The sequence below is a fragment of the Micromonospora sp. CA-240977 genome (assembly GCF_050942285.1).
Classification (GTDB): domain Bacteria; phylum Actinomycetota; class Actinomycetes; order Mycobacteriales; family Micromonosporaceae; genus Micromonospora.
The window spans coordinates 622,533-635,586 of record NZ_CP192055.1 but is presented as its reverse complement, the minus strand read 5'-3'; the positions used below and the strand labels follow the sequence as shown (position 1 = coordinate 635,586).

Annotated in this window: 7 protein-coding genes and 1 pseudogene; 5 read left to right on the top strand and 3 right to left on the bottom strand. The window is 72.3% G+C overall.

What is annotated here, in order from left to right; all coding sequences use genetic code 11:
- Window positions 1–3: 3 nt before the first annotated feature.
- Window positions 4–483 carry a winged helix-turn-helix transcriptional regulator gene (locus ACQPWW_RS03060; RefSeq protein WP_433128906.1) on the top strand — a complete coding sequence of 160 codons (480 nt, stop codon included), beginning with the start codon at window positions 4–6 and terminating at the stop codon, window positions 481–483.
- 68 nt (window positions 484–551) lie between these two features.
- Window positions 552–1,802: a DUF222 domain-containing protein gene (locus ACQPWW_RS03055; RefSeq protein WP_433128904.1), complete on the top strand. Its 1,251-nt coding sequence runs from the start codon at window positions 552–554 to the stop codon at window positions 1,800–1,802.
- 315 nt (window positions 1,803–2,117) lie between these two features.
- On the opposite strand, the gene ACQPWW_RS03050 is transcribed toward ACQPWW_RS03055, so the two are convergent.
- Window positions 2,118–3,080, bottom strand: coding sequence for an NAD-dependent epimerase/dehydratase family protein (locus ACQPWW_RS03050; protein ID WP_433128902.1), 963 nt, complete (start codon window positions 3,078–3,080; stop codon window positions 2,118–2,120).
- A 64-nt stretch (window positions 3,081–3,144) separates the two neighbouring features.
- Here ACQPWW_RS03050 and ACQPWW_RS03045 point away from each other — a divergent pair.
- Window positions 3,145–4,085, top strand: a pseudogene (locus tag ACQPWW_RS03045) (IS5 family transposase).
- A gap of 117 nt (window positions 4,086–4,202) precedes the next feature.
- Here the strand turns inward: ACQPWW_RS03045 and ACQPWW_RS03040 are convergent.
- Window positions 4,203–4,934, bottom strand: a complete 732-nt coding sequence (locus tag ACQPWW_RS03040; protein WP_433128900.1) for a serine/threonine protein kinase — start codon at window positions 4,932–4,934, stop codon at window positions 4,203–4,205.
- A gap of 257 nt (window positions 4,935–5,191) precedes the next feature.
- Between ACQPWW_RS03040 and ACQPWW_RS03035 the strand changes: the two genes are divergently transcribed.
- Together ACQPWW_RS03035 and ACQPWW_RS03030 are read left to right on the top strand one after the other, a co-directional pair.
- Window positions 5,192–8,206 carry a S8 family serine peptidase gene (locus ACQPWW_RS03035; protein ID WP_433128898.1) on the top strand — a complete coding sequence of 1,005 codons (3,015 nt, stop codon included), beginning with the start codon at window positions 5,192–5,194 and terminating at the stop codon, window positions 8,204–8,206.
- 98 nt (window positions 8,207–8,304) lie between these two features.
- Window positions 8,305–10,722: an ATP-binding protein gene (locus ACQPWW_RS03030; protein WP_433128896.1), complete on the top strand. Its 2,418-nt coding sequence runs from the start codon at window positions 8,305–8,307 to the stop codon at window positions 10,720–10,722.
- Window positions 10,723–10,772: 50 nt separating this feature from the next.
- On the opposite strand, the gene ACQPWW_RS03025 is transcribed toward ACQPWW_RS03030, so the two are convergent.
- Window positions 10,773–13,010 (bottom strand): glycoside hydrolase family 27 protein, encoded by a 2,238-nt coding sequence (locus tag ACQPWW_RS03025; RefSeq protein WP_433128894.1) that lies wholly within the window; start codon window positions 13,008–13,010, stop codon window positions 10,773–10,775.
- Between the last annotated feature and the right edge of the window lie 44 nt (window positions 13,011–13,054).

Sequence of the window (13,054 nt, the reverse complement as noted above, 5' to 3'; positions counted from 1 at the left end):
GGCATGGAGGACCTACGAGACGACCGCGACTCCTGGTCGAGTGAGAACTGCTCGGTGGCCCGGGCGATGGACATCGTGGGCAGCAGGTCAACGGTCCTGATCATGCGCGAGGCCCTGCTCGGCACGCGCCGCTTCGACGACTTCGTCCGCCGGGTCGGCGTCGGCGAACCCGCCATGGCCGCCCGCCTCAAGGACATGGTCACCGCCGGCCTGCTCGAACGGATCCCGTACCGGGAGCCGGGGCAGCGCACCCGCCACGAGTACCAGCTCACCCGCAAGGGCCGCGAACTCCTGCCCGTCATCACCGCCCTGCGCAACTGGGGCGACAACTGGGCCGCCGACGACGCCGGCCCGTCCGTCGTCGCCACCCACCACAACTGCGGCCAACCGGTCCGCGCGGTGCTCCGCTGCGCGGCCGGCCACGAGATCGCGGACGGCGACATCGACATCGCCGCCGGCCCGGGCCTCATCCGCCGCGACTGACGGCCGAGCACTCCGACCAATCGATCTTGGTCGCTGAAACTGTCGTACACCTGTTCTAGTGTCTGGTCATGGTCGAGGAGTTGGCGCGGGCAGACGACGCGGTCGCCGTCTGCGTTGACGACGCCGCCTGGGCCCTCACCGAAGATGAGCTGATCGCGGCGCTCGACGCCGCGCACCGGCTGGAGCAACGCCTCGCCGCCGTCAAACTGGCAGTGATCCGCGAACTCGACGGTCGCGGCACGCCCATCGCGCAGGGCGCGTCCAGCACAGCTGTCTGGCTGCGCGAGCGACTCCGCCTCACCGTCCCCGCCGCCCGCCGGCTCGTCGACCTCGCCGCCGCTCTGGACACCGGCAATCCTGGGGTACGCGCCGCTCTGGCCAACGGGGACATCACCGTCGACCAGGCCCGGGTCGTCGCCGACACCGTCACCACCGTGCACACCGCCGCCGGCGCGGAGGCTGCCGACAAGGCCGTCGGCATGCTTGTCGAGTGGGCCGGGCAGTTCGATCCCACCCTCCTGCGCAAAATCGGCACCCGCATCCTCGACCACGTCGCACCCGACATCGCCGACGCCGCCGATCGAGCAGCACTGGAGGCCGAGGCCCGCCGCGCCACCCGCGACCGTCACCTCACCCTCTCCGAACTGTCCGACGGACGGCTCCGGCTCACCGGCACCCTCGACACCGAAACGGCCGGCCTGTTTCGCGCCGCGATCGACCCGCTGACCGCTCCCTGCGGCCCCGACGACCACCGGTCCCCCGGGCAACGCCGCCACGACGCCCTCGCCGATATCTGTCGGCTCAGCCTGCGCACCGGCGAGCTACCCGAACACGGCGGCGACCCCGCACAAATCGTCGTCACCACCAGCTTCGACGCGGTAGCCCGGCAACTCGACGCCGGCACCCTCGACGCCGGGCCGCGGCTCACCCCGGAGACGGTGCGTCGGCTCGCCTGTGACGCGGCGATCCTGCCCGCCGTCCTCGGCGGCGCCGGTCAAACGCTCGACGTCGGCCGACAACGCCGCCTCATCACCGGCCCCCTCCGCCGCGCCCTCGTCCTACGCGACCGCGGCTGCGCCTTCCCCGGCTGCGACCGCCCACCCCGCTGGTGCGACGCCCACCACATCCACCACTGGGCCGACGGCGGCACCACCAGCCTGGCCAACGCCGTCCTGCTCTGCGGCCACCACCACCGACACCTCCACCACAGCGACTGGGCCGTCCGGTTGGGCGGCGACGGCCACCCCGAATTCATCCCACCCGCCTGGCTCGACCCCCAACAGGTCCCCCGCCGCAACCACTACCACCGACGGACATAGAGACGACCTGCCGGCGCTGAACCCACCTTCGCCATGCAGTCGGGTCAGGCAGGTATCCACGCCACTGGGCCGGGGTGCTGGCTGACCCCCGCGCGCTCGGCGGCACCACCACGATGGCGCGACCGCACAGGCCGACGCCAGGCGTGAGCCCGGCCCGCCGCGGGCCACGTTCCCGCGCAGCCGACCACCTAGGTGACGGCCAATCACTAGGCCGTGTCTCGTGGATCAGGAAGAGGCGATTCGGTCCAGGAGGGCTGATTCGCCGCGCAGCCGACCACCTAGGTGACGGCCAATCACTAGGCCGTGTCTCGTGGATCAGGAAGAGGCGATTCGGTCCAGGAGGGCTGATTCGCGGGCGGGGTTGAGGCCGCCGATATTCGGGACGTCCGGCGTTGAGCGCAGCCAGGCCCAGGTGTCGGCGACGGTTTGCACGACCGGGCGGCAGCGTAGCCCCGCCGCGTGCGCCCGGTCAGTGTTCGTCTCGTGCAGTCCCCGCACCGGCGACCCGTCTGGGATCCATATCGGTAGCTCCGACCACGGCTGCACGCCCGCGGCCAATATCGTCTCCGGCTCGGCCCAACGCAGCCGCGCGGCCGAACCGGTGGCCTCGCGGCACGCCTCCAGCAACTCCGCCATGGTGGTGTGCCCCGGTCGGCTCACGGCATTGAACGTGCCGCTGACCGCGTCACGAGCCGTGTCCAGCAGCCATCCGGCGAGATCGCGCACGTCGATGTACTGCAGCGGCAGGTACGGTGGCCCTGGGGCGAGCACATCCCCGCCGCGGGCGACCCGCCGCAGCCACCACACCAGCCGCGTCGGGTGCTCGTGCGGCCCCAGCACCAGTCCAGCCCGGGCGACCAGCGCCCGCATGCCGTACACATCCCGCACAGCGTGCTCGGCCGCGAGCTTGTCGCCGCCGTAGCCGTCGCCCGGCGCCACCAGCGGTGCGTCCTCGTCGAGCCCGCCCGGCAGCGGTTGGCGATAGACGGACCGGCTGGAGACGTACACGTAGCGGCCGGCGGTGTCGCGCAGCACGTCGGCGGCGTCGCGGACCGCCTCAGGCGAGCCGTCCCAGGTGTCCACGACGACGTCCCACGGCTGGTCGGCGATTGCGGCGACGCCGCCGGTGCTGCGGTCGCCGAACACGGACCTCGCTCCGGCGGGCGGGGTGCCGCTCACCCCACGGTGGAACACCGTGACCTGCCAGCCCCGATCCACGGCCGCTGCCGCGATCGCTCGGCCTACGAACCGCGTACCCCCGAGTACCAGCACCCGCACTGGCTCACCCCCGTCCGCGCCGAGCCTAGGGCACGCCTCGTGGATCGGCGAGCCGTGAGCTGGTATCACGTTTGTCGTGACCGGACGGTTCGAGCTCACCGATGCCGAGTGGGAGTTGCTGAAGCCCCTGCCGCCCGCAGATCCGCAGCGTGGCGGCCGCTGGCGTGATCACCATACGACGATCTCGGGGATCTTGTTCCGGGAACGGACCGGGATCCCGTGGCGTGACCTGCCCGCCCGGTTCGGCCCGTGGAAGACCGTCTACCAGCGCAAACGACGGTGGGCGCTGGATGGGACGTGGGCGGCGGTCTGTGACGCTGCGCATCGACTGCGACGCCGAGGAGGGCGACGACTGGACCCTCGGCGTGGACTCGACCGTGGTCCGGGCGCACCAGCACGCCGCCGGTGCCCGCCCCCGGGAGCCACCGAAAGAGCTAGTAGGCGATGACACGGCGGGCAAAGGGGGCGGCCGGCATCGGGCGAATCGGGTGATCGTGAGGCGCTCGGTCGTCCCGCGGCGGGCTGAGCACGAAGCTGCACCTGGCCGCCGACCGCCGGTGCCGGCCGGTCAGCCGGACCCTGACCGCCGGGCAGCGCCACGACAGCGTCGGGTTCGCCAAGGTCATGGACGGTGTCCGCATCCGGCGGCGGGTCGGCCGGCCGCGGACCCGGCCGGGCCGGGTGCTGGCCGACAAGGCGTACACGAACAAGAAGATCCGTGCCGAGCTGCGCCGCCGCAAGATCGCGGCGGTGATCCCGGAGAAGAAGGACCAGGTCGCCGCTCGGGCGGCCAAGGGTAGCCGTGGCGGCCGACCGCCAGCCTTCGACCGTGAGCTGTATCGGCAGCGCAACGTCGTCGAGCGGGCGATCAACAAGCTCAAGCAGTTCCGGGCCGTTGCCAGCCGCTACGACAAGCGAGAGTTCATGTACCAGGCCGCCGTCGACGTCGCCACGATGAAGATCTGGCTACGCGACCTCTCGCGAGATCCACGAGACAGGGCCTAGGAAAAAGCCACCCACCTCGGAGACAGCAACCAACTCGCAGACAGCCACCCACCCCGCAGACAGCCACCCCCGCGAGGGTCAGGGTGTCGCAGGACGGCGACATGAGCATCCTGGGCGTCAACGCGCCTCCCGCCAGGCGCGGACCAGGGCCGGCACGTCGGAGTAACGCTCGGCGGGGGCCACCCTGGTCGCCCGGTCCACGACGCGACGCTGGTCGTCGTTGCCCCGCCAGCCCGCGGGCGAGTCGAGCAGGTGGTGCAGGGTGCGGCCGAGCAGGTGCACGGTGGTCCGCTCGTCGATCACCGCGCCACGGACGAACTCCTCCGGCGCCATGTAGCGCCGCGAGCCGGGCAGCCGTTCGGCGTCGAGCACGAAGGGTCCGGGGCGGTACTCGTCCAGGTCGATCAACCGCATCCGCCCGGCGGAGAAGTCGTACAGGAAGCAGCCGTCGTAGAGGTCGACCGCGACGAGGCCGGCGGCGCTGACGGCGAGATGGGCGTCGAGGATCGCGTCGAGGGCCGCCTCGACCTGTGGCAGGGGCAGTTGCTGGAACCGGGTGAGCCCGCTGCGGTCCGCACCATGCACTGTGGCGTGGTTCAACACGTCGCCGTCGTACCAGGGGTAGAGGAGCGTTGGTCCGGCCGGTCCGTCAACTGTTCGCAGTGGACGGACGATCGCGGGATGGCGGACTGCGGCGTGCACCGCGCAGGCTCGGTCGAGGGACGCTCTGCCCTCGGCCGTGATGGCCGTCTTGACGAGCCAACGCTGGCCCGCCTCCTCGACCCCGTAGGAGAGGCAGCCGGAGTCCTGTTCGTCGAAGACCACGAAGGCCGTCTCGATCGCCGGCACCGAAAACCGCCGACATGACATGGACACCTCCGAGCCGGCGTCGTCCAAATGACGCGCAAAGTACCCGTTGTGTTACGAGCTTGTTTCCAAGATGACAGCCAGGTTACGAGTGCTTCTCGATGATCGGTAGCGATCCTAGGTTTCGGCCACCGTCATCAGTCGTGGCGGCCGGCACCGAACGTGGAGGCAACGACGTGCCACAACCGAACACACATCGGACCGGACGGGCCAGGCGCGGGGTCAGCATGCTGGCCGCCGTGGCACTGACCGCGGCCGGCCTGACCAGCCTGCCCGGCAGCGCCACCGCGGCGCCGACAAGCAGTGGACCGACCGCCCGCTACCTCGTCCAGCTCGACGAGGAGCCGCTGGCCACGTACACCGGCGGGGTGCCGGGGATCGCGGCGACCAAGCCGGCCGACGGCGCCAAGCTGAACCGCACGTCGGGCAGCGCCAGGGCGTACCGCGAGCACCTGCGCCAGCAGCGCACTTCCGTGCTGGACCACGTCGGCGTGCCGACCGACCGCACCCGCGTCACGATGGAGACCGCGTTCAACGGCTTCGCCGCCGACCTGACCGGACCGCAGGCCGCCCGGCTGCGCGCCACCCGCGGCGTGCGGGCGGTGTACGAGAGCCGGCAGGTGCACGCGGCCACCTCGCACACCCCGGACTACCTGGGCCTGACCGGCAATGGTGGGGTGTGGAACAACGAGTTCGGCGGAGACTCCCGCGCTGGCGAGGGCGTCATCGTCGGGGTCATCGACAGCGGCTACTGGCCGGAGAGCGCGAGCTTCGCCCCGCTGCCCAGCCCCCGCCCGGACCAGGCCGTCATCGACGCCAAGTGGAAGGGCACCTGCGACGTCGGCACCGAGGCGCCGGTCACCTGCAACAACAAGGTGATCGGCGCCCGCTGGTACAACGACAGCGGCATCGCCGACGCGTTCCCGGACGACTACGCCTCCCCGCGTGACCGCAACGGCCACGGCACCCACACGGCCAGCACCGCGGCCGGCCTGCACGGCGTGCGGGCCACGTCGGGCACACAGGACCTGGGCATGATCTCCGGGATGGCGCCCGCCGCGCGCCTGGCGATCTACAAGGCGCTGTACGACAACGGGGCGGGCGGCGCGACAGGTACCGACATCGACATCGTGCACGCCATCGACGACGCTGTCGCCGACGGCGTCGACGTGATCAACTACTCGATCGGTGACGACACCGAGCAGTTCGGGGCGGTCGACGCGACGTTCTTCAACGCGGCCGCCGCCGGGGTGTTCGTCGCCGCCGCGGCCGGCAACTCCGGCCCGTTCGCCAACACCGTCGACAACTCGACGCCCTGGCTGACCACTGTGGCCGCGAGCACCACCGACCGGCAGAACACCCGGAAGCTCACCCTCGGCGACGGCACCACCATCGCCGGCGTGGGCATGGGTGAGACCGGTGTCGGTCCGGCCCGACTGGTCTTCGCGAAGGACAGCGCAATCGACCCGGACGGGGCCTACGGCGCCGGCCTCTGCGCCGACGACACGTTGGATCCGGCCAAGGTCAAGGGCGCTATCGTGCTCTGCCTGCGCGGCGAGATCCCGCGTACCGACAAGAGCATCGAGGTGGCCCGGGCCGGCGGCGTCGGCATGGTGCTGTACAACGAGGAGCTCAACTCCCTCAACGCCGACGTGCAGACCGTGCCGACGGTGCACATCAACGAGGTCGACCTGGCGACTGTCACCGCGTACGTCGCCAAGGGCAACGCCACGGCGACGATCTCGCCGAGCACGCTGGAGACCGTCGAGGCCCCAGCGGTCGCCGCGTTCTCCTCGGCCGGCCCGTCCAACCTGAACGCCGGCGAGCTGCTCAAGCCGGACATCAGCGCGCCCGGTCAGGACATCGTCGCGGCGTTCTCCCCGTCCATCGGCGGGAACGACTTCGCCCTGGAGTCGGGCACCTCGATGGCCGCGCCGCACATCGCCGGTATCGCCGCCCTGCTGCTGGCCAAGCACCCCGACTGGTCGCCGGCGGCGGTCCGCTCGGCGCTGATGACCAGCGCGGTGGACAAGACCGACAAGGGCAACCCCATCAAGATCGGCACGTACGACGCCACCCCGCTCAACTACGGCGCCGGCCAGGTGCGGCCGGGCAGCGCCTTCGACCCGGGCCTGGTCTACAACTCCAACCAGCAGGACTGGATCAAGTACCTGTGCGGGGTGTCCGCCGACCGTGGCGGCGACTACGGGCTCGGCGACCTGGACGGCTGCGACACCATCGGTGCGATCGACACGGCCCAGCTCAACTACCCGTCGATCTCGCTGGGCCGGATGGTGGGCAAGCAGACGGTGACCCGTACGGTCACCAACGTCAGCGACAGGACCAGCACCTACACGTCGTCGGTGCAGGCCCCGCCGGGTTACCAGGTCAAGGTAACCCCGAAAAAGATGCAGATCCGTCCGGGCGGGAGCGCGCGCTTCACCGTCGAGGTCACCAACACCGGCGGCGCGTTCGACACCTGGGCCGACGGCTCGTTGACCTGGCGCGACCAGTTCACACACGAGGTACGCAGCCCGCTGGTCGTGCACAACTCGGGGCTTGTCGCGCCCGACGCGATCACCGGCAAGGGCACCTTCGGCAGCGTCCGGATCGCCGCCGAGGTCGGCTACCAGGGTCAGCTGATCTCCCAGCTCTCCGGCCTGACCTCGGGCACCAGCAGCGTGGCCACCCTCCAGGGCGACGGGCCGAGCTGGGACTGGAGCACGTCGAACAACCTGCCGGTGCCATTGCCCGCGTCGATCAGCCGGACCACCCTGCACGTGCCGGCCGGAACTCGTAGCCCGCTCGTCCAGGTGACGTCGGAGCGACCCACCTGCTCCCACATCGACTGGGACGACGAGGAGGGGGTGATGGAGTGCACCGAGTTCAGCCTCAACGTCTACGACAAGGACGGGAAGTTCGTCACCGCCACGGTCAGTGGTCGGGACGGCGCCAAGGTGACGTTGCCGGACGGCGCCGGGGACTACATCGTCGTCGTCGAGCAGGAGTTCACCGAGAACATTCCGTCGGGTGCGAACGCGTACACCATCACCAGCTACCTGCCGGGCGCGCCGGGCACCTCGACCGGCCGGTTCACCATCGACCCGAAGCAGCGCAGCGTGCGGTCGGGCGCGACGGCGAACCTGACAGTGCGCTGGTTCGGCCTCGCCCCAGGTCAGCGCTACCTCGGAGTGCTGGAGTTCCGCAACGGTGACGGCTCGCTGAAGACCGTGCCGGTCACTGTCACCTCCTGACGGTGGCAACCCACCGGCGGACCGGCGTGTGACTCAGGTCACCGCTGGTCCGCCGGGCGGCCGTCCGCACCGGTAGGGGTGATCTGCTCGGCCCCACGGTGATCGACGGCGACCAGGACACGACGCGGGGCGGCGGGGACCCATCTCCCGTCCGCCCCGAACGTCTGCGCGGGCCCGTCGAGTTCGTCGGACGAGCGGCGGAGTTGGCCCGGCTACGCCGGCTCGTCGACGCGCCACCGTGCCTGATCCTGGTGGAGGGCGAGCCCGGGATCGGCAAGAGCCGGCTGGTGAACGAGTTGCTCGCCGACCTTCCCGGGAGTTACCTGATCGGCGAGTGCGACGACGTGCCGGAACCTTTTCCGCTCGGCGTCCTGCTGGACGCGATCCGGGGCAGCGCCAACCGACTCGGCGCGCTCAGCCCGGTGGCCGGCGCCCTCGCGCCGCTGCTGCCCGAACTGGCCGACGCGCTGCCCGACCCGCCACCCCCGTTGACCGACCCGGCAGCCGAGCGGCACCGGCTGCTCCGGGCCGTCGGCGCGGTGCTTGCCGCGTTGAGCCCCGGCACGCTGCTCCTTGAGGATCTGCACTGGGCCGACCCGGCGACCTGCGAGTTCCTCGGCTACCTGAGCACCCATCCGGTTGACGGGCTGGCGGTCGTGCTGACCACCCGCACGGTGATGCCGGGCGGCAGCACGCCGATCCACGACGCGCTGGCGCGGACTCCACCGTGGAGGGTCACGCTCGGCCCGCTGGACGCCACCGACGTACGCCGGCTGGCCGCCCGGACCCTGCGGCTCGACGACCCGCCGGAGCGGCTGGTCGCCACCCTGCTCGACCGCACCGCCGGCATCCCGTTCGTCGTCGAGGAGGTGCTGCGGACGCTCGCGGAACGGGGCGGCGACCCGTTGGCTGACGACAGCGTCCCGTTCGTCCTGCGGGACGTGCTGCTCTGGCGGTTGCGTGCGCTCGACGAGGCCACCCGGGAGGTGCTCGGCGCCGCCGCCGTGCTGGGGTTGGCGCCGGACCAGCGCATCCTCGCGTCGGTGCTCAGCCTGGACCGGGTGGCGGTCGGCACGGCACTGACCGCGGCCCATCGGGCCGGCCTGCTGCACGATGCCGGCGACGGCCTGCGATTCCGCCACGACCTGGCCCGGCAGGTGGTGTACGACCTGGTGCCCCGGGAGAGCCGGGAGTGGCTGCACCTGCGCGTGGCACGGGTGTTGGAACAGGAGCTGCCCCGGCCGGTCGCCCAACTCGCGCACCACTACCGCCGGGCCGGCAGCGGCGCGGACTTCGTCCGCAACGCCGAGGCGGCCGCCGACCTGGCCACCGAGCGGGGCGACGACGCGACCGCCGCCAGCTTCCTGCTCCAGACGATGGACGTCGCCGAGCTGCCCCGACCGGTACGGGTGCGGCTCGCCGCCAAGCTGGGCCGGTCGGCCATCGACGGGCTCAGTCAGGCCGAGGCGATCCCGGTGCTGGAGCGGCTGCTCGCCGACCGACGGCTGCCGCCCGGAGCGCGCGGCGAACTGGGTCTGGTGCTCGGTCGGATGCTGCGCCAGCAGGGCGAGGAGCTGCGCGGGTACACCGAGATCGAACGTGCCGTGCCGTACCTGCGCGCACCGCGACGCAAGGCCCCGGCGCTCGCGGTGCTGGCGGCCCCCGACACCGTCGTCGGCCGGCACGTCGGCGACCACCTGGCCCGCTGCGCGGAGGCGGAGAGCGCCGCGGCGGCCAGCGGGGACCCGGGTGCGCACCTCGCGGTCCGCATCGCCCGCGCCTCGCTGCTGCTGGAGCTGGGCGACCCGGTCGCCTGGGCGATCATCACGGAGCTGCGGGCGTCCGCCGAGTTGGCCGACCGGCCGCGAGAGCACGCACGGGCGTGCCTGAACTGGGCGCAGGGCGCGTTGCACGCCGGGCACCCGGAACAGGCCGAGGCGCTCCTCGCGGCTGGTCGGACGCTCGTCGACGAGTCCGGGTACGAGCGGCTGACCGCCCTGGTGGAGGCGACCGAGCTGTCGCTGGACCGGGCCGCCGGCCGGCTGGACGGTCTCGCCCAGCGGCTCACCCGACTGGTCGCCAGCGCGGAGCGGATGCCTGTCATCCTGCTCGACGCGAGGGCCGAACTGGCGACCGTGCTGGCCCGCACCGCCGCCGGGGACGACGAGGTACGGCGGGCGGAACAGGCGCTGCGGGAGGTGGTGGCCGACGCTCGACGGGTCGGCGCGATCTGGCCGCTGGTGCAGACGCTCTCGGCGCTGGCCCGGCTGACCCTGGCCGGGCGGCCGGGCGAGGCGGTCCGGCACGCGACGGAGGCCCTGTCGCTGGTACGCGGCAAGGGCATCCTGGCGTGGGCCGCCGAGGCGGTGCTGGTGCTGGCGGAGGCGGCGGCCGCGGCGGGCGCACCGGAGTGGGCCGCGGCGGCGGTGACCGAGCTGGAGGTCGGGATCGCGGGCCGAGACGCGCCACTCGCCGTGGCCGCCCTGGGTCGGTGCCGCGACCTCATCCCGGCCTGAGGCCGAGCGTGCGGGTGGCGGGCCGCCGGTCGACGGCCCGCCACCGTGGATCAGAGGACGATCTGGTGCACCCGGTCGTCCACGCCGCGTACCGCCAGCCAGGCGCTGCCGTTGGCGCCGGCAGCGGCCCCCGGCGCGCCCCGGAACGCGTCGGTCGCGAACTCACCCCGCTGGAACCAGCCGCCCCAGGCACCATCGGTCAGGTTGCGCTGCCAGAGCCGGTTGTCGGCGGCCAGCGAGAACAGGTAGACCCGCCCGGCCGTGGCGAGCAACGTCGGGCTGCCGCTGGTGGTGCCGCCCAGGCTGGTCCAGGCCGACCAGGTGGTGCCGGTCCGGCTGCTCCACCACACCTCGTCGGTGCGGCTGCGCACCGCCACGTGCAGCACGCCCGCGTCGTCGACGACCGCGCTCGGCCGACCGTAGAACGGCCGGTTCTCGGGCGCGCCGATGGCCGACCAGCCGGTGCTGGGCGTACGCGACCAGAGCTTGCCGTCGGCTCCGCGCGCCACCAGGGTCCACTGGGTCGGGCTGGTCCAGGCGACGGTGGGAGCGTCGGTCAGCGTGCCACCGAGGCTGCGCCACGGTCCCCACTGCCCGGCGGTGTAACTACGCTGCCAGGCCGCGTTGTCGGTGCCCCGGACGAACACGTCGAGCCGCCCACCGGCGGAGCCGTACGCGGACGGCTGGCCGAGGATCCGGCCGCCGACCGGGCCGCCGAGTGAGGTCCACTGGGTTCCCCACGTCGCGCCGGAGCGCGTGTTGACCGCCAGCGCGCCCGAGGCGTCACGGACGAAGGCGGTGGCGTGCGTGTCGTCCACCCGGACCAGCGCGGGGCTGGCGCTGGCGGAGCCACCGAGGTTGGCGCCGGCGACCTGGTCGGTGCCGGTCAGACCCAGCATCGCCACCCCGTGCGCCGGCACCTCGACGGTGTACGAGCCGGTGAACGGTTGGACACCGGCGGTGCCGGGCTGGGCGTCCACGTCGGCACGGGCCCACAGGTCACGCACGCGCACCGAGCCGCCGAGCGCGACGTCGGCGAAGGTCACAGTGATCCGCTGGGCGGTGTCGTGCCGGTTGAGCAGCGCGACGGCCCGCTTGCCGGACCCGGTGAGCACCTTGCTCCAGACCTGCGCGTCGGTGCCGGTGTCGGCGACCTTGACGCCCTGCCGGACCAGCGGGTCCTGGTCCACCGCGACGATCTCCGGGTTGGTCAACGCCGAGATCATCTCGTTCGGCAGGCCGCGCGGGTCGGAGCCGATCACCAGCGGCGCGGCCATGATTGCCCACATGCCGAGCTGCGTCTTGGACTCCTCAAGGCTCAGCTCGTACCCACCGTCGGGCAGTGGACGCATCGGCAACAGGTAGTCCGGGTCGTTGTAGTGCCCCGGTCCGGTGGCCGCCGGGTGGTACGCGTTGACGTCCATGTTGCGCAGCACCCACGGGTACGCCCACTGCGGGGTCGGGTCGGTGAGACCCACGTCGGTGTACGTCCGCCACGAGTCGGCAATGGTGGGCGCGTACGTGTAGCTCCAGGTGGAGAGCTGTTCCGGGGTGTACGGGCCGCCGCCCCAGTCGGAGCTGACCGGGTTGCAGATGTTGAGCAGCATCGGCCGGGGTGACTGACGTACCGCCTCGGCCAGCTCACGGAAGGTGGCCTCCGGATCGAGGCCGGCGGCCCGGCCGCAGAGCCAGTCGGCCTTGAGCGCGTCGAAGCCCCAGCCCGCGAACTGGGCGATGTCGGCCTGGTAGTGGCCGTTGCTGCCCAACCCGCACTGGCCCGGCAGGTACGGCCCGGCGTCGGTGTAGATGCCGGCCTTCATGCCCCTGCTGTGGATGTACGCGGCCAGCGCGGCCATCCCGCCGGGGAAGCGGGCCGGGTCGGCGACGAGCTGGCCGGCCTCGTTACGCGGGGTGGGCGCGGCCCAGTTGCCGTCGATCCAGACGTAGGTGTAGCCGGCGTCGCGCAGGCCACTCTGGACCATGTGGTCGGTGACCGACCTGACTTCGGCCTCGGTGGGATCGCCACCGAGGCCGAAGTAGGTGTTCCAGCCCTGGTAGGGCGTCGGTGCGAGCCCACTGTTGTAGAACGTGGGCGCGCCCTGGTCCTCGGCGCCGGTCGGGGCGAGGCCGGGACGGCCAGGCCCGTGACCGGACTGCGCCGGGACGGCGTGGGGCTTGCCGGGCTGCGGTGGGCCAGCCGGTGGCGGGCCGGCCATCGCCGGCATGGGGCTGGCCAGGCCCAGGCCGAGCACGGCCAGGCCAGCGGTCAGCTGTCGGATCAGGCGCATGGGGGTACTCCTGTCCCTTTCAGGGGTGGGGTGTGGTGGTGCTC

Coding starts and splice junctions, on each gene's coding strand:
- ACQPWW_RS03060 (WP_433128906.1), top strand. CDS start 4: ATGGAGGACCTACGAGACGACCGCGACTCCTGGTCGAGTGAGAACTGC.
- ACQPWW_RS03025 (WP_433128894.1), bottom strand. CDS start 13,010: ATGCGCCTGATCCGACAGCTGACCGCTGGCCTGGCCGTGCTCGGCCTG.
- ACQPWW_RS03055 (WP_433128904.1), top strand. CDS start 552: ATGGTCGAGGAGTTGGCGCGGGCAGACGACGCGGTCGCCGTCTGCGTT.